Origin of the sequence: Thalassobacterium maritimum (assembly GCF_031127805.1) — a bacterium.
GTDB lineage: Bacteria > Verrucomicrobiota > Verrucomicrobiia > Opitutales > Coraliomargaritaceae > Thalassobacterium > Thalassobacterium maritimum.
Genome location: NZ_JARXHW010000045.1, coordinates 12,463 through 35,000 on the forward strand (window position 1 = coordinate 12,463; position 22,538 = coordinate 35,000).

The following is a 22,538-nucleotide window of genomic DNA, read 5'->3' on the forward strand; positions in this document are numbered from 1 at the left end:
GTAACGGCTTATATAGCCCTCGGATAATGGACAACCCAAGTGCAGTCATTTGGTCACATAGTGATCATCAGGTAGATTTCTATGAACTGCCAACGGATGGGGCTGCCATGCATCTAGCTTTGGGCTGGCTATTGCAGCATTACTCAGAGGTTAAGCTATGGATGGGCGTCGAGAATTCCGAAGGAGCCGAGCTTTATTTGACCTGTGCGCCGGCACAAGCGGCTTTGGTGGAACAGTTGCAAGTTTTTGAGGACGAGCCCTCAATCTTTGAGGAGATGACTGGGATTTCGGCGGCTTGTGTGAACGAGTAGTAGTTCCGTGTGCGTAGTTTCGTGTGCGTTGCTCCGTGTGCGTTGCCCTTATTCGCTATTATCTACGAGCTTTTCTTCGCTTGATTGTTGCGAATGTTTTCTTTGATGCGCTTTAAGAGGTTTTCGGGCATAGACTTTTGGCGAATTTTGAAGCGACCACTGGAGGCACTTATGTGGTAGCCGAGATGGTCGAGCTTGATGTTTTCTAGTTCATCCCAGCGGATTAATTGGGGCTTCTTTGGAAATGCTGCCAGCGTGATGCCCTCTTGATTCCAGCTGATGCGCATCCGCCCGATGGTGGAGAGAGTCAATGCAATCATTGCTAGCGTGAATAGGGCGATGAAGATCGTCATGCCGACGCTACCTCTTTGCCAATAGCCCCACGCGACCATGCCGCCGAGAAGTCCGTAGATGAGTGCTTTGATTTGTCGCATGGGCGGCACAGTGGTGTCGACATGCGCGCTTGTCAAAATTTCGCTGTATATGGGCTGTCGCTTTAGTTGTGCTAACCTACGTAGGTTTGCTTAGGATGCGAGTCGGAGCGTATGAGGTAAACGTAGTGCACCTTTAGGGGATGGGGACTTTTTTAGTGGCGGATGAATTGCTTCTTGATCCTTAAGTCGCGCCCTGCTTCGTCCTTCGGACTACGCAAGGGCATGCTTCGCTTAGGATGCGAGTTAGAGCGTATGAGGTAAACGTAGTGCACCTTTGGGGGATGGAGACTTTTTTAGTGGGGGATGAATTGCTTCTTGGTCCTTAAGTCGCGCCCTGCTTCGTCCTTCGGACTACGCAAGGGCATGCTTCGCTCTTCGAGCTACTTTGGCTGCGCCATGCGTAGCTCGAAGAGCGAAGCATGGTGGGAGCTACAGAATTCGAATCTGCGACCTCATCCATGTCAAGGATGCGCTCTAACCAACTGAGCTAAGCCCCCGTAATCCATACGAAAGGGCGGGAATAAAGGTGCTCTTTTGCGGCAATGCAAGAAAAAATTTGCGATCTTTTTAGATCGGTTAATTCTGGGCGCATATGAATATAGTACGTGTGCAAGTTCGGGATGGTTCGATTCACTATGGCTGTGAAGTCGCTAACGAGGTTTTTCAGTTGGAAGGAGGGCTTGAGCATGGCTTTTCGCAGGGAGATGTGCTGCTGGACCCCGTGCGGCGGTTGGCACCTGTGGTGCCGACGGCGATTTATGCGATTGGACTAAATTATCGGGAGCATGCGGCTGAAATGAACTCGGAGCTACCGGAATATCCCGTCGTGTTTATGAAAAGTACGGCTTCAGTTCTGGATCCGGATTGCCCGATCGAATTGCCCCGGCACCTGCATAGCGATCAGGTGGACTATGAATGTGAATTGGCTGTGGTGATTGGTAAGCGCTGCAAAAATGTGTCGGCCAAAGATGCGCTCGATTATGTGCTGGGGTACACTTGCTCGAATGATGTGAGTGCGCGTGATTGGCAAAAAAAACTTGGTGGCGGCCAATGGATGAAAGGCAAGAGCTTTGATACGTTTTGCCCGCTGGGGCCGGTGCTGGTGACGGCGGATCAAATTCCGAATCCGCAGATTCTACCCATCCGCACGATTCTGAATGGTGAGATCCGCCAAGAGTCCTATACGGGAGATATGATTTTTACTGTGGCTGAGTTGATTGCTTTTCTGAGTGGAAGTACGACTTTGTTGCCGGGCACTGTTATTTTGACAGGTACGCCTCCGGGGGTGGGCGTGGCTGCGACGCCGCAGCGTTTCCTGAAGCCTGGGGATGACGTGGCCATTGAGATTAGCGGTATCGGTAGGTTGAGAAATCCTGTGGTGGCGGAAGCTTAGTTTTCTTGGCCATTGACTGCCTGCCTTTCTGCTCGACGACTTAACTGCATAGTCTATCAAGGGAGGCTTATGTCGGCCACCGTATTTACTATTGCGAATCAAAAGGGCGGCGTCGGTAAGACGACGACTGCCATTAATCTCAGCTACGCGCTCGCGGATCAGGGCGTGCGCACTGTGCTGGTTGATCTCGACCCGCAGGCCAATGCCACGAGTGGGTTGGGGCTGGAGAAGCTTGAGGGCGGTAGCCTCTATGCGCCTTTGTGTGGCGAGGGCGGTGCGCTGGAGCGTGTGCAGCCAGTCGGTGCGAATGATTGTTTGTTCATGATCCCCTCAGAGGTGGACATGGCGGCGATTGAGATCGAGCTCTACCAACGGGAGGACTACTTGGTGCAATTGCGCGAGGTTTTGCGCCCGCTGCGTGAGTCGGACGACTACGATGCGATTGTGCTGGATTGCCCGCCTGCGCTGGGGATGCTTTCGATGAATAGCTTAGCGGCTGCCGATTATTTGATCATTGCACTACAATGTGAATACCTAGCGATGGAAGGCTTGGGCCAAATTCTTAAAGTGGTGGACAAGCTGCGTGATGCGGGAGTCAATGATGGCCTTCAGCTGGGTGGCATTCTGATGACGATGTTTGACCAGCGCACGAATCTGGGGCAGCAAGTTGTGGGCGAGGTGCGCAATCACTTCGATGAGCTGGTCTTTCGCAGCATGATTCCTCGCTCGATTCGACTGAGTGAAGCACCCAGTTTTGGGCAATCCATTTTCGAATATGAGCCGAACAGCGCGGGTGCGCATGCATACCGTTATCTGGCTGAAGAAGTGATTGAACGCTTTAAACTCGGCAAGTAGGGGCGCGACTTGTCACGCCCGCTGAATGATGCCCGTGATGAATCTGCCGGATTCAGTACCATACCTTGATCAGTTTTGCGATCATCTGGCGCATGAGCGTCGACTTTCGGAATACACGGTACGTAACTATCGCGCGGCAGTGGTGAACTTTGTCAGCGAGTTAATCGCGGTGGGTAAATGGAAAGGTGACTTCGCGAGCGTCAGTGCAATTCAGGTGCGCTCTTTCTTAATTGAAGCTGGTCGCTCGAAGGCACGCCGCACGCTACATAACCAGGTCTCGGGCTTGCGGGCTTTTTATCTTTATTTGCGTAAGCAAGGGCTTGTGGAGAATAACCCATTTACCGGGCTGACTTTACCGAAGCTGGATAAGCCACTTCCGAAATTTCTGACCGAAAGCCAAATGCGCGCTTTGTTAAACGCGCCGATTTTGCTCTGGAAAGATGGCAAGTTGGGGGAGTTCGAGGCCTTTCGCGATAGCTTGATTTTGGAATTGCTCTATGGGGGCGGTCTGCGGGTGAGTGAGCTCTGTGGTTTGAATCATGGTCAAATCGATCTAGGGCAGGGGGTGGCGCGCGTACATGGTAAGGGGCGGAAGCAGCGTTTGTGTCCGCTCGGTCCGGTTGCGGTGCAATGTTTAAAATTTTTTGTTCAGCGCTTTGAGCTGGAAGCTGCGCTGAATGCGCCGGTGGTGTGTAAGCGCAGCGGGCAGCGTATGGAGCCGCGTCAGGTTCAAAAACTACTGAAGACGCATCTGGCTGCGGCTGAGTTGCCGCTGGATATGACGCCACACAAGTTGCGCCATTCCTTTGCGACTCACTTGCTGGATGAAGGGGCCGATCTACGCGCGGTGCAAGAGCTGCTGGGGCATGCGAATCTATCGACGACCCAGATTTATACCCATGTCTCTATCGCACGCTTGAAGGAGGCGCATAAGCAAGCGCATCCGCGGGCATAGTGGACAGGGCGCAGTAGGTTTTGGTTTGTGAGTTCTCGCCGGGTAGTGATGTAATGTTATTCTCAATATGTGAATAAGTCTGTGAATAAGGTTGAGAATCCTGAGAATGAGACGTGAATAAGGTTGTGAGTAATGTGAATAAGTCGCGAAGTCAGGTGTATGGAAACTGATTTTTTAGCCGCCGCACGCCATGCTAAAGCGGCTCCAATTGGGCGTGGACGGGTTGATTATTTGGTCAACCGCCCAGCTGAAGGAGTGCATGATCCGGTTGATTGGCTGGATTTGGACACCGAGCAAGGCATAGTTGGAGATCGTTGGCGTGAGACTGCGTGGCTACGCTTGCCGGACGGTGCACCGGATCCGCGGGTGCAAGTCAGTCTGACAAATTCGCGGGTGATGCAGTGCTTTACCGGCACGGATGCAGGGGCTGTTTTTCGCTGTGGCGATAATATCTACACCGATTTAAATTTGATGCAGGCTCATCTCGCTGTGGGCACTCGTTTGCAAATTGGGGAGGCGGTGCTGGAGCTGAGCGATGTGGTCAACGACGCGTGTGGAAAATTTGCTCAGCGTTTCGGGGCGCAAGCCTTTCAGTCCGTGCGAGCAGTGGAGAACCTGCCGCTTCGCTTGCGCGGGGTTTTTTGCCAGATTGTGAGCGGAGGGCGTATTCGAGTCGGCGATTCGATTCGCTGTCTCGAATGATTGGGGGCGAGCAAGCCACGTTCATTCCCTACTTCTGAATCGGAGACGTGTGGGTGCCGGTTTGCTCGCTTTATAAGTAAGACTTGCGATTTTGCTAGGGGTGTTACTCTATTTTATGGGTATGTCTGAATTCCGCCCTTCTCAATATTTTATAATCTTAGGTAATCCGATTCCGAAATGGAAAGTTTACCTCAGTGTGGCTTCGGTCTTCATACTAATTTGTGGTGGTGCGGGCTCGCTTTTCTACATTATGTTGAAGAATCGTAATCTTTCAGCGCTTGCGTATGCCGCCGCGACGGAGGTGGCTGAGAGTCCTGTTGCATTGAAGAGCGCAGCTGCGCCACAGACAAAGGCTGCTGCAATTGAGGGGCGTGCGATTGATCGCGTTCAGACGCGTAATCTGTCTGTGCGCTCATTGTCCGCTGGAGAAACACGTTCTCCGTTGAGGCGCTTGTTGGAGCAGCATTTAGGTGTGACTGGTTTTGATCAGGTAAATTCTTATCTAGCTGAAGGCACAGTTGGTGTGGATGCCACTAATGAAATTGTGCTGATGGGGCGTGCCTCCAATTTATATAAGTATAAGGCAAAGTATTCCGATTCGGGGGCTGTAATAGAATTTGGCTTTGATGGAAGCAGCTCTTGGTTGCGTGGTGTGCAGTCGAAGCTCAGTCGTGAGGCTGCACAGTATTACACTAGCTTGGCTTTATTAGAGGGCTCAATGACTCACTTGGCATGGTCTTATTTATCTGCCGATGCTGCGGAATATGGTCTGAATTCAGTGTTAGAGTTGCAGCCCGAAGAAGCTTGGAATGGGCGTTCATGTGCCGTGGTTTTGAGTCATGGGATTTTGCCGATACCGATCTACCATTATATCGATGCGGAGACCTATCGAGAGGTATATCGACGCGCTACTTTGACGAATATCGAAGGCGACACGATCGAAGTAGGCATTGTTTTTGAAGCACCTGACCAGAATCTACATGCTTCTTTTCCGCAGGGCTATCAGCTCTATATTGACGGTGAATTACACGATGATGTGACATTCAGCAAATTCAGACTCGATCGTGTGATTTTGTCCTCACTCTTTGACCCTGCCGCGGACTGCATGTTTACAAAGCTTAAACCACGGCTGTAGCGCAGTCTGTCTTAAGCTTCTTCTGCTGCGAGCAAGATTCGTTTGCGCTCTCTGCGGTAATTGGCTTGGCCGAACTCGCTGCGCCAGTAGCGCCAAGGTAGCAGGGCGGTCGCAATGAAGATACATTGGCTACTCCAGAAGGCTAGTAACCAGTAGAAGCCGCTGTCGGTAAAGCCGTAGGAGTGAAGGCCCACGCCGAGTAGATTAGTGCCGAACCACGACCAGGCGGTGATGATGTTGCCGCAAATTGCGAGCGACATGAGGCCCCGCTCGCGGCAGATGCCGCCCCAGCGTGCGTGTAGGTAGATCGCCCCCATCACGACGATCATTAGCGCGCCGTTTTCCTTGGGGTCCCAGCCCCAGAAGCGCCCCCAACTTTGGTCGGCCCAAATACCACCCAGAATGGTGCCGACTAGGCTGAACAAGGTGGCAAAACATGTGATGCCGTAGACCATGGCGCTTAGCGAGCGAGCCGTTTCTTTGCTGAATGTTCGGCTGAAGACGCCAAAAATGACGAAGATTATCGCTAGAGCACCTGCGAGGAACATCGCGGAGTAACCAAAAGTGATGACCGTCACATGGGTGGCCAACCAGAAGTTGGAGTCCAAGACCGCACGCATCATTTCCATGGTGTCTCCGCTCATGGAGAGGTGATGAGCGACGATTAATGTGCAAAAGCCGACCAGGGAAGCCATCGCCGCTCCGATTCCATTCTTGTAGAATTTTTCGATCAGCGTGCCGAGCAAGGCGGCGCCCCAGCCTACAAACACGGCAGAGGAGTAGAGGTTGGTGACAAATACGCCATAGCGCTCTTGGATATACATGCGCGAAAGTAGGCCGAAAGTGTGAATACCGAAGGCGAGCAGTATCACCCAAAACGCTGCGCGACTGAGCTCGTGTGGCCAGCGTAGCCACGAGAGGCAGACAATCAGAAATACGAGCACGTAGAGTTGCATCGCGATGTAAAAGGGCTGAAATCCGTTAAAGATGCGTTCGAAATGCACGCGCCCAATGGAGTCGGGGAAATCGGCAATAAAGCGCTGGCGTAGCTCGCTCACTTCTTGATTGAAGGCTTCGGCGTCCCCCGAGCGGAAGCTCATGGTGAGGCTGGCATAACTGGTTACGTAAGGGCTGAGTGGGTCGCCTTTCATTACATCGAGCAATTCCAGACCGATGTTTTTCCAGTCTTCCAGAGGGTCAATGGGCGCGGGCGGTGGCACCACGCGTAGGAGTGCTGTTTGTGAAAGCTTAAGGTAGTCGTCGGCAAATGCGATAAAGCTGTTGAGGCGCTCGGCATCATAATCTTGGCCAGCCTGTTGCTTGCGCAGCTCCGCCATGCCCGGCTGGATCATTAAGGTGTAGCTTTGGTATTCTTCGTCTAACTTGTCGAGACGATCGGCTCCACCGATTGGATGCAGCGAGTGCATGATGCGGTGGTAGCGCATGAGCCCGTTGTTGATATCGACGATTTGGTTGTCGTAGGGGCTGCGCTTTTTGGGCTCTGGATTGACCTCGCTATGCAGTTTGCGCAACTCTTCTGAGTAGGGCAGCAAATCATTGAAAGAGTAGTAGCGCTCACCTTCTTTGGCTAGGCCGGCGAGGCCTAAGTCGTCGGGGAACTCGATTTTAAAAATCGGGTAAGTGTCGGCCAGTTCGGGGCGCATGGTGAGGTCCATGAACCACTCAATCGGGCTAAGCTGCTGTCCCTCGGCGGTCACGACTTTTTGGCGCCCCGATAGTAAGAGCAAGGTGTTGCGAGCGACGGAGTCGAGGGGCTTGATGCGACCGCCCACTTGCACGGGCAGTTCGGCGAAGCTTTCGAGGTCGAATTCGGATTCGGACTTAAAGGAGCGCAGGCCGCTGAATATGACTGAGGCGACGATCCCGAAAATGATGATGTAGATTAACTTTTTCACTATAATTTGCTGCGGTGTTGAGCGTGCTCTTTCAGCTGGATCACGCTTGCTTTGCGTTTGTTCAGTGTGGAGCGCAGCCCACACGCGTGGCCCGCCTCCGATTCTTGGATCAGGCTCATCGGCGCTTCCCGAGGAATTTTACGAAATGCATGCCAAACTGCACGCACATGCCGAGGCCCATCAGTAGGACACTGACGTAAGGTAGCAGCCAGCCCGGGTTGCGCACGACTTGAAAGATGGAGGTGCGATCTTGGTTGGTAAAAGACGCCTGATAAAAGGTGAGTCCTTCGTAGCGGAGTGGGTGGTTCATGTAGATCAGCGCTTTTTGGTTTTTCGTGCTGTCGCGGTGGTAGACCATCACTTCACTGGAGTAATTGTAGGGAATCTCGGTGCCCGGATATTTATCGTGCGAGAAATCAATCAATTCTACCTCAAAGGGGTAGTATTGACGCTGGAAGCGTAGGGCGATCTCCCAGGATTGATCGCCAGTTTCGACCATTTGCGGTGGGAAACGCTCGTCAATCACGTTGGACACCAGCCAAATGCCGAGTGAGTCTTCACCTTGAAGCACTTCCACATAGGCGGTGGCGGTATTGATATCGTTGTCGGCGTAGCTGACAGGTTTAGGCGTGCTGATGATGCCCATTTTGATTGCGGCCCCGCGTGTGGCTGGCGAATCTGTGGGCGCACCGCTGGTTGCGCGTCCGATTTCGGCATTGGGATAGTAGCTGACCGTGCGAATGCTGAGTGCCGTGTTGGGCACCTCGATGCGCTTGCCAGGCTTGAGCAGTTTGGCAGGGATCGCGTGCACGCTGTCGTACTCGGGGTGGTTGCGATCGATCAGCACCAGCTCGTTGTCGCGATAGCTCTGGGAGTAGTTGCTGCGGCCGCCTTCGTCCACGGGCATTTGGCTCTCCTTAGAGAGCAAGTCGGTCATTAGTTCACTCACCAGCAGGAGCACTAGGCCGAAGTGTACGAGAAAAATGCCGCTTTTCTTCCACGTCATTTTAAAACGTGTAAAGTGTGCTGCCAGCAGATTGATGAAGAGCAGCCCGCCGAGTAGGTAGCCTCCGGGCATTGGGATGCGTAACCAGAAAAGTTGATCGTAGCCGACCGCTTGTTCGGGATAGGCCCAGACCGCAATGAAGCTCTCGAAGTATAGTTTCTGAGTGTGCCAGATGCCGTATTGTACTTGATCCAGAGTGCCGAAGAAAATCAGCACCATGGAAAATGCCAGCAGCACGACTGTTAGTTTGAGCGAGCTAAAGAATTGGAAGAGAGACTTCATCGATTAGTGGTGCGTGTCTTGTATTTGCACGGAATCGAGGAAGGCTTTCATGGCCGCTTCATTTGAGAACACGGTGCCGTTATCGCCTAGTAGTTTGAAAAACCAGGTGTTGCCGTGGAAGGGGAGTAGTGCGCCTAGTATGCTCTGTTGCTCGCCTTCGAGGCGCACATAGAGTCCGCGATGCTGAGAGATGTTATAACCTTCGGTGTATGCGGGTAAGTCATCCGGCGTGGACGCCGCGAGCCCGATTTGTCCGCGCCAGCGATTGATATTCGCTAAGCGTCCGCCGACATCGCCGGGAAACACGAGTACTGTCAATTCGGCACTGCCATTGTCGTCGCTGATCTTAAGATTGGCCTTGCGAATGCCGCTCGGCACCAGCTCCTCCCAGCCTTCAGGCACGGTATAGCGGATCTCGCCCGCTTGATTGGCGGCTTCTTGCATGCCTGGTAGCACTTGCATGCCGCCAGGAGTGGAGACAGCTGCTTGACTCGGCGCAACAGGTGCGGACGTAGGTGCAGGACTCGGTGCGGGAGGCGCTACGGCACCGGGCATGGTGACGCTGCGTTCTTCCTTAGGAATTAGGTAGCTGGTAGGTTCGTCGCGCTCGCAGCCAGAAAAGGCTAAAAGCAGGGCGGTGGCAGCGAGGCTGCAGGTAGTGAAGTGTTTCATGGTGTGAGGAGGCTCGACTATGTGGATTCGTCAACCAATTCAGGTCCTGTATTCCTTCAACTAATAGTTACGATTAGTTGTTGAAGCGGAAGAGCGCGACATCGCCGTCTTTGAATTCGTAGTCTTTACCTTCGAGGCGGTATTTGCCGGCGTCGCGTGCTTTGGCCACGCTGCCAGCGGCGATGAGGTCCTCGTAGGCGACGACTTCGGCCTTAATAAAGCCGTGTTCGAAGTCGGTGTGAATCACGCCGGCGCATTCGGGGGCCTTCATGCCTTTGTGGAAGGTCCATGCGTGCACCTCTTGCACCCCAGCGGTGAAGTAGGAGGCGAGGCCGAGCAGGTCGTAGGTTGCGCGGATGAGTAGTGAGACGCCGGAGTCTTTGACGCCTAATGAGTCTAAATATTCGGTGGCTTCTTCTTCGTCGAAGTCGATCAGCTCCGCTTCGACGGCGGCTGAAATAATGCAAGTGCCCGCACCATGGTGCTCGCGCGCAAATTTTTCAACTTGCGCCACATATTGGTTGTCGGAGGGATCGGCTAGGTCGCCTTCGGCCACATTGCAAGCGTAGAGCACGCGCTTGGCAGAGAGGATGGTCAAGCGCTTGAGCACCACGTGCTCATCTTCAGTCATGTCGAGGGTGATCGCAGGCTTGGTCTCATTCAGGTGTGGCAACAGACGCTCGATGAGGGCGAGGTTCTCAGACGCTTCCTTGTCACCGCCGCGCGCCTTTTTGACAAGTTTCTCCTTCTGACTTTCGAGCGAGCTGATGTCGGAGAGGATGAGCTCTGTATTGATCACTTCGATGTCACGGATCGGATCGATCGAGCCCATGTTGTGGATGATGTCGTCATCCACGAAACAGCGCACCACGTGCACGATTGCATCGACCTCGCGGATGTTCGCGAGGAATTTGTTACCGAGGCCTTCGCCCTTGCTCGCGCCCTCGACTAAACCGGCGATGTCGACGAACTCGATCGCTGCCGGGATGATCTTGTTAGTCTTGGAGAGCTCACGCAGTGGCTCCAGACGAGCGTCCGGCACTTGCACGACGCCCACGTTGGGGTCGATCGTGCAAAACGGATAGTTTGCCGACTCCGCCTTACGTGTGCGCGTAAGAGCGTTGAACAGTGTACTTTTGCCCACATTGGGGAGACCTACAATACCAGCTTGAAGCATAGCCGCGAAAAGATGCCGCAGATCGGGCGTAGTGCAATGCTAAATGACACGGCTCTAGCAACTAGGATTCTGCTGCGAATACACCGCTTGGTTGACTTTAGCCAATGAGCGTATTTAAGTGCGCGTTTAAATTTTTCTCGAATCACTTTTTTATATATCCGCTGTGAATCAACCAGTCCCTATTAATATCGATCAATCTAGGATCCTCGTTGTCGATGACGACGAGATTATCCGCAAGTTATTGCGCCGAGTGCTCGAACGTAGTGGCTTTGTAGTCGATGAAGCGGGCTCTGGGGAGGCTGCGATTGAACAAATTCAAGCGCATCGTCCGGATCTGATTTTGCTCGATGTGGTCATGGATGGGATCGATGGTTTCATTACTTGTCGGAAAATTAAGAATTCGGAAGGCATGGATGAAGTGCCGATTATTTTTGTTACCGGCCGCTCCGATACTGGCTCGATCGTCGAGGGACTGGATGCAGGTGGAAGTGATTACATTACGAAGCCGATCAATCGCCACGAGGCTTTGGCTCGCATTCGTAATCATTTAAAGATGCGAGTCTTGATGCGTTTTCAGCGTGAGTTTATTGATGGCTTGAAGAAAGCCAATCTCGCGAAAAATCGGATTATCGGCATTGCATCACATGATTTGCGTAATCCGATTGCTTCGATCCGTGGGCTTTCTGAGTTCTTGGAAGAGGCGGGGCCGTTGACTCCAGACCAACGCGAGATCGCCTACACGATTCAGTCGACCTCCGATTCGATGCTACATCTCGTAGACGAGTTGTTGGATCTCTCGGTGATCGAAAGTGGCGAAGAACGCAGCGATTGCGAGCCGTGTAGTATTCAGGAAATTGTCGCATCTTCGCTCAATATTTACCAGTTCACGGCAAATAAGAAATCCATCGAACTCTTGCTCGAAGACGAGGGAGAGATCCCTGGTGTGCTTTTGTTGGATAAGATGCAGTTTCGCCGCTTGGTAGATAATGTTTTGAGCAATGCGGTGAAGTATTCACCACCCGAAACTTCTGTTTCGGTGCTGTTGAAGCGTGAAGGGGACTTGGTCAAAATCATCGTCGCCGACGAGGGGCCTGGTATTCCAGAGGGGGAGATGCACAAGCTCTTCACCGACTTTGGCAAAACATCGGTCCAGCCCACGGGCAATGAAACCAGCACAGGACTCGGGCTCTCCATTTGTAAGAAGATCGTCGAATCGCATCATGGCAGAATCTACGCGGGGAATCGTGACGGGGGGACCGGGGCGGTCTTCACTATCGAGTTCGATGTCAACAAACTCGCTGTTCGTGTCTAGTTCGGTGGCCTGCCTTTCGCTTAGCGCCTCTCGCTTCGCGCTGACATCTGCATAAGCTTCACTGCGCGCGCATGATGTCGTGCAGCGTGAGCATGCCTTGCAGTTGCTTCGACTCGTTGAGGACGATCAATTTATTGCTGCCGCTGCGGGTCATCAATTCCAAGCATTTGCCGGCTTCTAAGGTGGCATCGATGTGGGGCAATTGACACAGCGTCAGCGCGTCGATACCGAGCTCGCTACTGAGTGCATGGTCTTGCAGGTAGTCGTAAAATTGCTCTCTGGCCAGCACGCCGCAATGCTGTCCGCTGTGCGCATCGTAGATCGGATAGTAGCTGTGTCGCTCGCGGCTGAGGATCTCTGATACCTGTTGCAGGGATGCGTCATTGCGAATCTGTAGAATGTCGCGAGTCATTAGGTCACCCGCAGTGCTTTGCAACACGGTTTGGGGCAGCGTGTGTAGACGAGCCTGAATCTCACTCGATGAGCGATACTGCCGTGCGGAGTTTTCCATTTGCTGGCGCATCGAGGTACTGCTTTCGAGCAGAGTTTTAAACGATTCGCTGCCGAGCCCTACCAGTGTCGTCTCTTCGGCCGCAGTGGCCTTGAAGCGCCAAATCTGATCTGTGAGCAATGCCCGCTCGCCGAAAGATTCACCGCTGCCTACGCTTTTGACGATGTCGCCATTACTGTCGGTTATTAGAATGCGGCCCTTTTTGACGATGTAAAAAGAGAAGGCAGGCTCGCCGGGGTTAAAGAGCACGTTACCTGCCTCCAGGTGCATTTGCTGTAGCGTTTTGGTATAGCGCGGGCTGAGTAAGTTGATGTCGCGGGGGAAAAACAAATCGAGTGTCCAGTCGATCAACACACGCAGCTTGCGATCCAGCCCAGGGAGTTTGGCTAGATAGATCGTGCGCCACATCCACCAGGCGATAAATCCGGAAAAGCGCATGCCCGCGATCTCGGCCACTGCAGTATGGTGCCCGATGGCAGCTAGTTCGCCCAGTCCTTTGAAGCGGAATGGACGCACTGGTTCTGCGCGTAAAAAAGCGTTCAGGTTTTTGCCTAATAGTGTGCCTTGGCGCATCGCAAACTGCGCAGTTGAAGGACAGAAGCTGCCCTCTTGCTCGCTCAACGGCACTGCGGCGCAATCGCCCGCCGCCCACAGCCAATCGTAGCCAGGCACCTGCATCGTCGCGCTGGTCTGTATGCGCCCGTGCATGCTGTCCACTCCGGTGTCTTCGATCAGTTTTAGGGTGAGCGGGTGTGGGGCCGTGCCTACCGTGGAGACGCATGTGTTTGTCTCGATGATCTCCCCGTTTTGCAGGATCACCTGGCTGGAAGTAAGCGCTTTGACCCGCTGCTTTAGGAGTATTTTCAGTCCGCGGGCTTCAAGTTTTTTCTTGGCATACTCCCCCAGTGAGGTGCTTAGCGTGGGCAGTAGGTGCTCGCGGCTGTGCACGAGGTAGACTTGGAAGTCTTTGGCACTTACATTGGTATAGTATTGGTTGATTCCTTGGAAGAGGTCGAGGATTTGGCCTGCTGTTTCCACGCCAGAGTAGCCGCCGCCGACGACAACAAAGCTGAGTAAGCGTTGCCGCCGCTCCGCATCGATCACCAAGTTGGCTTCTTCGAAGCGTGCCAGCACGGTGGCGCGCAACTTCATCGCGTCGCCCACGTTTTGCATCAGGAAGGCGTGTTCCGGCATGCCCGGCACGCGACTCAAATCGACCTTTGCCCCCAGCGCATAGACTAAGTGCTTGAATCGTATCGTTACCGGTGGCGAAAAGGCCCCCGGGCGAATCGTCAGTTGCTTGTTCTTGATGTCGATCTCTTCGACGCTGGCTTTATACACTTCCAAGCCGCGACAGAGGTGCCGGATCGGGTTCACTACGTGGCGCGGCGAGAGAGAGGCGCTGGCCACTTCGGGCAACATGGGTTGGAAGACCATGTAGTTCTCGTCCGCAATCAGCCCGATGCGGGTGCGAGAGCCTTTGCTCAATCGCTTGAGTAGAGCTTTGCCGCAATACACCCCCGCAAATCCTCCGCCTATGATTGCAATGTCCAGATCGAGCTTCTTTTTCTTTTCCTTCATCGTGTGTTCGGTAATATAGCCAGAGTTATGAAAAAACAAAATCCTAAGAACGCTTCTTCGAAGCGGAACCCCGCTAAGGCGCTTCGCAAGTTGCATAAACGACTCGGGAGCCAAGTGTCTGTCGATGAAGACAGCTGTTTCCGTGCCTCTTTGGATAATCTTCGTCTTTCCGCGCTGCCTGAGGCGGTGATTCAAGTGCAGGAGCCGCAAGACGTAAGAGTGGTTTTGAAATTAGCCAATAAACATGGCATTCCCGTCACCACGCGAGGCGCGGGCACGTCAGCTACTGGGTCGGCGGTGCCGATCCAGGGGGGCTGGGTGCTCGACCTCTCAGGCTTGACTCAAATCGAGATCGATCCTATCGCGCGGATCGCTACTGTGGGCGCGGGGGTTGTGACTGCGGATTTGCAGGATCAAGTGGAGGCCCTTGGCTTATTCTTCCCGCCGGACCCTTCTTCTAAAAAATACTCTACTATCGGTGGTAATATTGCCTGCAATGCCGGCGGCATGCGTTGCGTGAAATATGGCGTTACCCGCGATTATGTGCTCGGCTTAACGGGCTTCTTAGCCGACGGCAGCCCCTTTGAATTTGGATTGCCGCTTAAGAAATACGTTTCCGGCCTAAATCTGCGCGATCTCTTGATCGGATCCGAAGGTACGCTGGGTGTGATCACCTCGGCGAATCTCAAATTGGTGCCGCTGCCGGAAAAGCGCTGGACTGGCATGTTTGCGTTTAAAAGCGAAGCGGCCGCGTTGCGTGCGGTGGTGGGTCTATTTAAGGCCGGAGTGAGCCCATCGATTTTGGAGTTTCTCGACCGCCAATCGGTGGGTTGCGCCGAAGCGTATACGGGCAAGAAAATCTTTGCCGGTCAGCCGCGAAGCTCCATCTTGTTGATCGAGCTCGATGGCCTCCCTGTCGAAGTGCGTGCGCAGCGTAAGTGCCTGCTCGACTTTATGGCCGGCGTTGCGGTTGCGCATCGTGAAGCGCGCACCGACTTGCAGGCTGAAAAGCTCTGGCAAGTGCGCCGCACATGTTCGCAGTCCATGTTCTCGATCGCCGATACCAAGCTGAATGAGGATGTGGTGGTGCCCATTCAAAAGCAAGCCGAGCTCATTCGCTACACCATTGCGCTCAAGAAGGAGATCGGGCTGGCGACACCCACCTTCGGCCATGCTGGCGATGGTAATTTACATGTCCATATTATGTATAACCGCGCCAGTGAGAGCGACGCAGCCAAAGCAAAGGCTGGCATTCAAAAGCTGATGCAGAAAGTCGTCGAACTCGGGGGCGTGATTACCGGCGAGCATGGCATCGGTCTCGCCAAGGCGCCCTTTATGGAGATGCAACACAGCAGCGCCGAAATCGCTGCGATGCGTGCTGTCAAAAAAGCACTCGACCCATTAGGAATACTTAACCCTGGTAAAATCTTTGAAGCTTTCGAAGTCTGGGACCACGAACTAGTTGACGTTAAGCTTCCATGGGATCATCATTAATTTATGAGTGAAGAATTACGTATCGGCCTTACTACCTGTGATAATCAAGACGTTGCGGATCGGATCGCGACCGAGCTCGTAGAGCGCGGTCTCGCTGCTTGCGTTAAGATCGATGCCAACGTGCGTGCCATTTATAAATGGCAGGGCGAGTTGCAAGATCACTCAGAAATCCGCCTGATGGTTAAGTTCTCATCCGCCAATTCAAAGTCGATCGAAGCCTTCATCAAGGCCAATCATCCTTACGAAGTGCCAGAGTGGATCGTCTTGCGTCCCGAGCACGTGTGCCAAAAATACCTCGATTGGGTCACCGCTTAATCGGCTTCCAGTACTTCCGTGCCTGCCTGTGCAGTTGCAATCATCGCGGTGTTAAGGCGATTCTTCAGTACGAAATATGCGATCATCGCCGGGATGCCAATGACCAAACCAGTTGCGGTGGTGATTAAGGCCTCGCCGATATCACCTGCCAATAATTCGGGGCGGCCCATGCCGCCTCGGCCGATGGTTTGAAACGCGCTGATCATCCCGCTCACTGTGCCCAGCAGGCCGATCATCGGCGCCACGGAAGCCACTACGTTAAGGTAAGTCACCCATTGGCTGACGGCATTCTCCTCCGCTTCTAAATTTTCGATGAAGAGGTTTTCGGCTTTTTCACGATTTGTGCCCAATTTTGGCAGCGCCGGTGCCAAGGCACGTCCGAGTAGGGTTTTGCCTTCGGCGATCGTGCTTTGCGCTTGTTTGTAATCCTTAGCCGCCACTGCGACGCTGGCAGCTTGCACTTGTTCCACGCTGAAAAACTTCTTACGGCTGGTCTCCTTCCATGAATAGAAGATTAAGAAGAACATTGCCAGTGAGCATGCGCCCAATGGATACATCGCCCAGCCTCCCTGTTGTATCAGTCCCCAAAGATTGAGACTGTCACTTGCCGCAGCTTCACTTGTCTCTTGAGCCTGTAGCAAGCAGGGGGCTAGCAAGCTAGCGAGCCAGAGCCCCCGCTGGCGAGTCCGGCGGATGCAGTCGCAGCGACTATGCTGTAGGCTCGCGTGGACGGTCTGGAGTGCTGGAGCCAATTGAGAGAGGTTTATAGATGTTTTAATGCGATTCAGGAATGTCTTCATGGTCTTGTATGTATTGGCTAATTTCTTTCAGCGTGGCTTGCAAGCTGCGGTTTTGGACAGGCCATTCAAATCCGCGCGTTTGCATTTCTTTAAAGAGAGTTGCGGCGTAGCTGCGCTCACGTAATCCTAAGGCCGCGCCGATGGCGACTGCATAGCATTCGGCCAAGTGGTCGGTCGGGATCGGTGAGGCAAACACGATCGGTCGTAGGGCGAGGTCGAGCGCCTCTTCGTAAGCCTCGGATCGTAAGCGTGCGGCGCCTAGCACATAGTAGCCCAGAGCTGATTCACCAAAGGGCTTGCGGCGGGCCACCCAGACTTCCGCTAGAGGGACGGCTTGTTCGTAGAGCTCCAGAGTTTGGTAGCTTTTTAGTGTCGAGTCATCCAGAGCACGCAGTGCGGCGGGGTGCTCAATTTGTGGGCGCAGTGTTTGGATGATTGCGATGGCCCGCGCCGGTTTGGGAGAGTTTAAGACCAAATCGACATAATAGGTGAAAAAGTGTGACTCACTTGCTGGTAGTAATGGAAGTAGCGGGCCACGTTGTGCATAGAGCATCGACATTAGCTCCAGCGCATCTTCGGTGTTGCCGGCCAGCATCCATTCCGTCGCTACAGATTTATAACTTTCGCCGGGCACCGAAATTTCGCTGATTGCGTCTGTCTGAAACGTGAAAATGATTTCGCCTGCGCCCTCTGCTGTAGCGATTTGTATTTGTTCCTCGGATACGCGAATTGCATTGCCGGTGACTGTATTCCGATTCTTTAGCTTCAGTGTGATCGGCTCCATCAAGTCTGCTTCGATTGCAGCTCGTTCGTCTACAGGGATCGCGAAGGCTACCGTTGGTAAGACTGGCGTGATTAATAAAGACAGTGTGCCTAGCCAGGTTGAAATGGTTGGAGTCCCGCCTTTAGGCGGCTGCGTTGGAGTGGGGCCGCCTAAAGGCGGGACTCCAACGCTTAGCAGACGTCGTGTAAATGACCACATGTTCACAACTCCACCTCCTTGTCATCCGCGGCCTGCTGCTCGACCAGCGCGCTGCGTGCTTGCGCGGCTTCTTCCAGTCGTGGTAGCTCTGCTTCGGCCAGTGCATATTGAGGATAGGCTTTTAATCGATCATCGCGCAAGAGCTCGGCGACTGTGTTGCGTGCGGCGATGGGATCATCGATCTCTGCGAAGAGTTGTGCGCTTTCCCAATAGGCTTCCACCATCAGCTCGGGGTAGGCGCGGTAGAGGGTGTAAATACGCTGCCAGTATGGAATCGCGCGTTTGGGATTGTCTTCTTCTGTCTCGATACGCGCCAGCCCGGCTAGTGCTCGCGCGTGCGGGCGCCCGCGCATTTCTTTAATTTGCAAAATTTCGTTTAAGGCCTCGCGAGCAGCGGTATAAACCCCTTGCCGCATCAGTATATCAGCTGCCAGTAAACGTGCGTCTGCTGCGAGTGGATGGGTTGGTGTTTCTTCCAAGAAGCGAATCAGCCAGCGGCGTGCTTCGTCCAGGCGTTGATGCTTGGCTGCCAATTTAGCTTTGCCGTAGAAGGCAGCTGCGCGTTCGAAGCGTTTGGGGTATTCGTTTAGAATTTGTTCAAAGTAATCGTCGGACGATTCATAGCCGCGCTCAATCAGCACGATGCCCACCTCCGCGAGTGTTTCCGGGTCTTGTTGCTCAATGGGCACTAGGCGATGAATCGAAAGCAAGGTGGCATCCGCTGTTGCATCGTCGATCCTGCGCCGCTGCCGATGTGCGGTGAATTGTGTGAGCCGGGCGAACCATGTGAGTTTGCCGTCCTTTAGGCTTTGCTCGCTGCTTTCTTGTAGCCATGTGTCAAAACTAAGGCCCGCTGCGTCCTCTGCGCGCTTAAACAAATCGCTATATGCGGAGAGTAGTGAGCTCACTGCTCGCGCCTTGGGATCATCGCCGAAGCGTGCGAGGGCATCTTCATACAAAGGGAAGGCCTCCTCGGCGCGATCTTCCTGCTGCAGCGACCAGCCGATCCAGTAAAGTGCCTCACTTACCCGTGGACGCTCATTGGCATCCGGACGATCCACATAGTTTTGCAGCTGTGTGCGTAGTAGATCGTAGCGTTCCAGCGCTTTATAGATTTTGGAGGCCTGAAAGACCGCGTAGTCATAAATGAGTGGTTCATCCGCTGGCACTTGGCGAAAGGCAGCTGCAGCGGTGGTGAGCTCTCCGAGGCCCATGTAAATGTCGCCCTTCAGTGCCAGTGCTTCGCCATAGCGCGCATGGTCTGCGAAATGATCGATTACATACTCGATCGTTTTGAGTGCATTTTCGTAGTCGCGCTGGGCGTAATACAAGTTGGCGATCCGGTAGTTTATTTCCGGATACAAGGGGTGCTTGGAGCTGCGCTTTTTTAAGTCTAGAAGACGTTGTAGGCCTTCGTCGTAATTGCGCTCAAAGAAATAAGTGAGCCCTGCCCAGAGTTCGAGTTGAGTGAGCAGCTCACTTTTCGGGTATTGAACGAGTGCAGTTTCGAAATTCTCGCGTGCGGTGGCTTGTTGTTCCAACACGCTATAATTGTAGCCGCGCGTGAAATACCAGCGTGGGGCTTGCTTGTCTTGTGGGAAGTTGGCGATCAAGCGGTCGAGCACATCGATGGCATCGTAAAATTTGCCTTCGCCTTGGTAGGCGCGAGCGATCAGGAACAGGGCATTGTTCGCCAGTGCATGCTTGGGGTGCAGACTCAGGAATTGCTCCGCAGTGCTGCGTGCCGCCTCCCAGCGCTTCGCTTCATTGAGTGCGACAATCCAGCGGTAGTGCGCTTCCGCCCTTAGCTCCTTCTCGTAGCTTTCCTCCAATGCGATGCTGCGAAAGAGGATGGCTGCCTCGCGATAGCGACTGGCCAGTAAATAGGCCTGCCCCGAGCGTAGAAATAAGCCCGGCGTGTAGTCCTCCATATTTTGCAAGCGGTCCAGTTGACGTTCTAGGCGCGCGATGAGCTGTGCGGAGTGATTCTTCCAGATGCTAGAGGCGAAGGCGGCTTGCTGGCTAAAGCTCGCCCGTGTGCTGGCTAGGCGCTCGCGCTGCTTCTCAATCAGCACATCACGCGGCAGAGTCAGACGGTAGGCGCGGATCGCTTCCAGATAGAGGCCGTCCGCGAGTAGCACATCGCCCGCGTCCAGCGCGGCAAAGCTCAGCACCGCGATATCGGGCATCGCGGCCACATTCCAGTCTGTGCCGAAGAGTAGGCTCAATGCGCGAGCCGAGTCCTTCGATTCGCTGGCGATCTGTAGCGCCCGCAGGCGCGCCTGCATGCGGAGCGTGGCCGGCGCGTCCGAACTGTAAAACGCGTCTAACTTTTCATTCGCACTGGCGAGTTCGCCAATTTCGTAGAGCAAGTCCGCTTCTTGCAGCTTGGCGAGAGCCGCCTCATTGGAGCCAGGGAAATTGAGTTGAAAGCTGCGAAAGGCATGCGCGGCCGCTGCCAGCGCATCTGTTTGTGAAAGAGCGATCGCATAATTATAGATCGCAAAGGCGCGCACCCCGTCGCGCGGGGCATGTTGGCTCAATAATTCCTCAAAAAATACCAGTGCACCCGTCGGGCGGTCTGCCATCAAAGCCGCATAGGCCCGCACGGGCAGCACTGAGCTTTGAAAATTCGAGTCCAGAAATTCCGGTTCTTGACCAAAGTCCAGTTCAATACTCTCGAAGGCCCAATAAGCCTGGGCATAGTTCCCCTCTGCAAAGGCTGCCACTGCCGCATCCACCTGTTCTTGTAAAGTCTGGGCTGAGATAAAAGGGCATGCAGCTATCGTTAGCGCAGCCCAAGAGGCTGTCAGGAGAAGTTTTTTTCTCAACCAGTGTCGCGGCATAACAGGAATTATTAGGCTGTAGATCTTCAGAAAAAGGGCGAACTAAATTTCTGTGAAAATGTTAGTTGACAGCGCCAAAAAATATGATGCACTTCGCCACTTCTTTGGATCAACGGGGTGTAGCGCAGCCTGGCTAGCGCATCTGGTTTGGGACCAGAGGGTCGCAGGTTCGAATCCTGTCACCCCGACCAAAGAAAAGCCTCCGCGCAAGCGGAGGTTTTTTTTGGTCTATAGGGGGCTACGGTCCGTAAAGGTAGCGGGTTGCTTTAGCGCCCGTTCGAGTGAGGGTGGAGCGCAGCTTGTCCGCGAGTGAACCGAGCCTAAAGGACTCGGCTACGGCCCACAAAGGTAGCGGGTTGCTTTAGCGCCCGTTCGAGTGAGGGTGGAGGCGGCAGCTTGTCCACGAGTGAACCGAGCCTAAAGGACTCGGCTACGGCCCACAAAGGTAGCGGGTTGCTTAGCGCCCGTTCGCGTGGGGGTGCCTGCAAAAAAAAGACCTCCGCTGGCGCGGAGGTCTTCGGGACTCAGCCTCCCGTAGGAGTGGAGCGGCGGGGGCTGACTTAATTTCTATGTGCCGCTGGGGCGGCATCGTTCTTTTCGCTGCTGTCCAGCTCGGGGTGGCGGATCATATCGTGATTGGCGCCGCCGGGCGCAACCATCGGTAAAACCTGCTGCTCGGGGCAGATCGGGACGTGAATGAGAACCGCGCCTTTCATCGCAAAAGCTCGCGCCAGCGCGGCGTCGATGTCGGGCTCGTCGGCGAGGTCGACCGCAGCGATGCCCATCGATTGCGCCATCATACAAAAATCGGGCCCTTGCTTGAATTTGGAGGCGGACAGACGTTTGCCGTAAAACAATGTCTGCTGCTGGTGAACGAGGCCTAAAGTCTGATTGTTCATCAAGACGATTTTCAGATCCGCACCTTCCTCCGCGGCAGTGATCATCTCTTGGTTGTTCATTAAGAAACTACCATCGCCGCTGATGCAAACAACAGTCTCGTCGGGATCAGTGAGCGCGGCGCCGAGAGCGGCCGGCAAGCCGAAGCCCATGGTGCCGAGACCGCCGCTCGTCAACCACTGTCGTGGACGCATGAACGGGAAGGCCTGGGCCGTCCACATCTGGTGCTGGCCAACATCGGTGGCAACGATGGCGTCGCGCCCCGCGTGGCGAGCGATGGCGGCAATCAAGCCGTAAGGACGGGTGGCATCTTCCGCGCCGGGTGTGTTCATCGGGTGTTCCGCTTTCAATTCGGCGATCCGTGCATTCCAATGCGTGCGCGCGCGTGGCGGCAATGTGGGCAGCAATTGATCCAGCGTGGCGGCGACGTCGGCGCAGATCGAGAGTGTGGGCTGGCGGATTTTTCCCAGTTCACTACTGTCAATATCTATGTGAATAACTTTCGCATTAGGGCAGAACTCGGCCACTTTGCCTGTCGCGCGGTCGTCGAAGCGTGCGCCGACTGCAATCAGTAGGTCACACTCCTGCAAAGCCAGGTTTGTATAGGGCGCAGCGTGCATTCCAAGCATTCCAAGTGACAATCTATGCTCCGTTGGCATGGCGCCCATCGCCATCAAAGTGTTCACCGTGGGCAGATTTGAGCGTTCCGCGAGGGCGCCAACTTGTTCACATGCCTCACTGTGAATAACTCCGCCGCCCAGATATAAGATCGGTCGTTCGGCAGCTTCGATCATCGTCTGCGCTTGTTCGATCGCTGGGCTCTCCGGTTCGATGCGTGGAGTGGCGCTGCCGATCTCGGGCCACTCATCAAACTCGATGCTGGCGTTCTGAACGTCCTTGGGAATATCGATCCAAACCGGGCCCGGCCGGCCACTGGCCGCGATGCGAAAGGCCTCGGGAAT

Annotated in this window: 19 protein-coding genes and 2 tRNA genes (1 of these 21 running past the window's edge); 10 read left to right on the top strand and 11 right to left on the bottom strand. The window is 54.2% G+C overall.

Going from position 1 to position 22,538, the window contains the following annotated elements; translation table 11 throughout:
- Positions 1 to 26 precede the first annotated feature (26 nt).
- A complete protein-coding gene (locus tag QEH52_RS15440; protein ID WP_308951651.1) occupies positions 27 to 311 on the top strand; it encodes a hypothetical protein in 285 nt (94 codons plus the stop codon).
- A gap of 62 nt (positions 312 to 373) precedes the next feature.
- Here QEH52_RS15440 and QEH52_RS15445 read toward each other — a convergent pair whose 3' ends face one another.
- A complete protein-coding gene (locus QEH52_RS15445; RefSeq protein ID WP_308951652.1) occupies positions 374 to 745 on the bottom strand; it encodes a hypothetical protein in 372 nt (123 codons plus the stop codon).
- Positions 746 to 1,165: 420 nt separating this feature from the next.
- Positions 1,166 to 1,242 (bottom strand) — tRNA-Val (locus tag QEH52_RS15450).
- A 95-nt stretch (positions 1,243 to 1,337) separates the two neighbouring features.
- Here QEH52_RS15450 and QEH52_RS15455 point away from each other — a divergent pair.
- The 5 genes from QEH52_RS15455 to QEH52_RS15475 all read left to right on the top strand — a co-directional run bounded on the left by QEH52_RS15455 (position 1,338) and on the right by QEH52_RS15475 (position 5,785).
- On the top strand, positions 1,338 to 2,138 hold the full coding sequence (locus QEH52_RS15455; RefSeq protein ID WP_308951654.1) for a fumarylacetoacetate hydrolase family protein: 801 nt from the start codon (positions 1,338 to 1,340) through the stop codon (positions 2,136 to 2,138).
- 69 nt (positions 2,139 to 2,207) lie between these two features.
- Entirely contained in the window at positions 2,208 to 2,993 is a 786-nt protein-coding gene (locus QEH52_RS15460; protein WP_308951655.1) for a ParA family protein, read from the top strand.
- A gap of 37 nt (positions 2,994 to 3,030) precedes the next feature.
- Positions 3,031 to 3,948: a tyrosine recombinase XerC gene (locus QEH52_RS15465; protein WP_308951656.1), complete on the top strand. Its 918-nt coding sequence runs from the start codon at positions 3,031 to 3,033 to the stop codon at positions 3,946 to 3,948.
- Positions 3,949 to 4,107: 159 nt separating this feature from the next.
- Positions 4,108 to 4,650: an MOSC domain-containing protein gene (locus QEH52_RS15470; protein ID WP_308951657.1), complete on the top strand. Its 543-nt coding sequence runs from the start codon at positions 4,108 to 4,110 to the stop codon at positions 4,648 to 4,650.
- A 121-nt stretch (positions 4,651 to 4,771) separates the two neighbouring features.
- Positions 4,772 to 5,785, top strand: coding sequence for a hypothetical protein (locus QEH52_RS15475; protein WP_308951658.1), 1,014 nt, complete (start codon positions 4,772 to 4,774; stop codon positions 5,783 to 5,785).
- Positions 5,786 to 5,796: 11 nt separating this feature from the next.
- Here the strand turns inward: QEH52_RS15475 and QEH52_RS15480 are convergent, their stop codons facing one another.
- The 4 genes from QEH52_RS15480 to ychF all read right to left on the bottom strand — a co-directional run bounded on the left by QEH52_RS15480 (position 5,797) and on the right by ychF (position 10,838).
- The gene (locus QEH52_RS15480) at positions 5,797 to 7,701 is read right to left on the bottom strand and encodes a cytochrome c biogenesis protein (protein WP_308951660.1); all 1,905 of its coding nucleotides are present in this window, start codon (positions 7,699 to 7,701) and stop codon (positions 5,797 to 5,799) included.
- A gap of 115 nt (positions 7,702 to 7,816) precedes the next feature.
- Positions 7,817 to 8,989 carry a cytochrome c biogenesis ResB family protein gene (locus QEH52_RS15485; RefSeq protein WP_308951661.1) on the bottom strand — a complete coding sequence of 391 codons (1,173 nt, stop codon included), beginning with the start codon at positions 8,987 to 8,989 and terminating at the stop codon, positions 7,817 to 7,819.
- 3 nt (positions 8,990 to 8,992) lie between these two features.
- The gene (locus tag QEH52_RS15490) at positions 8,993 to 9,661 is read right to left on the bottom strand and encodes a hypothetical protein (RefSeq protein WP_308951663.1); all 669 of its coding nucleotides are present in this window, start codon (positions 9,659 to 9,661) and stop codon (positions 8,993 to 8,995) included.
- Between the two features lie 73 nt (positions 9,662 to 9,734).
- Positions 9,735 to 10,838 carry a redox-regulated ATPase YchF gene (gene ychF, locus QEH52_RS15495; RefSeq protein WP_308951664.1) on the bottom strand — a complete coding sequence of 368 codons (1,104 nt, stop codon included), beginning with the start codon at positions 10,836 to 10,838 and terminating at the stop codon, positions 9,735 to 9,737.
- Between the two features lie 163 nt (positions 10,839 to 11,001).
- Between ychF and QEH52_RS15500 the strand changes: the two genes are divergently transcribed.
- On the top strand, positions 11,002 to 12,150 hold the full coding sequence (locus tag QEH52_RS15500) for a hybrid sensor histidine kinase/response regulator (protein WP_308951665.1): 1,149 nt from the start codon (positions 11,002 to 11,004) through the stop codon (positions 12,148 to 12,150).
- A 58-nt stretch (positions 12,151 to 12,208) separates the two neighbouring features.
- Here QEH52_RS15500 and QEH52_RS15505 read toward each other — a convergent pair whose 3' ends face one another.
- Positions 12,209 to 14,242, bottom strand: coding sequence for an FAD-dependent oxidoreductase (locus QEH52_RS15505; protein ID WP_308951666.1), 2,034 nt, complete (start codon positions 14,240 to 14,242; stop codon positions 12,209 to 12,211).
- A gap of 27 nt (positions 14,243 to 14,269) precedes the next feature.
- Between QEH52_RS15505 and QEH52_RS15510 the strand changes: the two genes are divergently transcribed.
- Positions 14,270 to 15,736, top strand: coding sequence for an FAD-binding oxidoreductase (locus QEH52_RS15510; RefSeq protein WP_308951667.1), 1,467 nt, complete (start codon positions 14,270 to 14,272; stop codon positions 15,734 to 15,736).
- A 3-nt stretch (positions 15,737 to 15,739) separates the two neighbouring features.
- A complete protein-coding gene (gene cutA / locus QEH52_RS15515; protein ID WP_308951669.1) occupies positions 15,740 to 16,051 on the top strand; it encodes a divalent-cation tolerance protein CutA in 312 nt (103 codons plus the stop codon).
- Here the strand turns inward: cutA and QEH52_RS15520 are convergent.
- From QEH52_RS15520 to QEH52_RS15530, 3 genes are read right to left on the bottom strand one after another with little or no spacing between them, the layout of a single operon-like run.
- A complete protein-coding gene (locus QEH52_RS15520; protein ID WP_308951671.1) occupies positions 16,048 to 16,851 on the bottom strand; it encodes a MotA/TolQ/ExbB proton channel family protein in 804 nt (267 codons plus the stop codon). The genes cutA and QEH52_RS15520 overlap by 4 nt on opposite strands.
- On the bottom strand, positions 16,826 to 17,833 hold the full coding sequence (locus QEH52_RS15525) for a hypothetical protein (RefSeq protein ID WP_308951672.1): 1,008 nt from the start codon (positions 17,831 to 17,833) through the stop codon (positions 16,826 to 16,828). Before QEH52_RS15525 ends, QEH52_RS15520 begins: the two co-directional genes overlap by 26 nt.
- Before the next feature lie 2 nt (positions 17,834 to 17,835).
- Positions 17,836 to 20,562 (bottom strand): tetratricopeptide repeat protein, encoded by a 2,727-nt coding sequence (locus QEH52_RS15530; protein WP_308951673.1) that lies wholly within the window; start codon positions 20,560 to 20,562, stop codon positions 17,836 to 17,838.
- A gap of 230 nt (positions 20,563 to 20,792) precedes the next feature.
- Here QEH52_RS15530 and QEH52_RS15535 point away from each other — a divergent pair.
- A tRNA-Pro gene (locus QEH52_RS15535) sits at positions 20,793 to 20,870 on the top strand.
- A gap of 369 nt (positions 20,871 to 21,239) precedes the next feature.
- Here the strand turns inward: QEH52_RS15535 and ilvB are convergent.
- A protein-coding gene (gene ilvB / locus QEH52_RS15540; protein WP_308951675.1) for an acetolactate synthase large subunit crosses the window boundary here: on the bottom strand, positions 21,240 to 22,538 show its 3' portion. 420 nt of this gene lie beyond the right edge of the window; 1,299 of the gene's 1,719 nt are visible here — the last part of the coding sequence; its start codon lies off the right edge, out of view — the gene reads right to left on this strand; its stop codon occupies positions 21,240 to 21,242.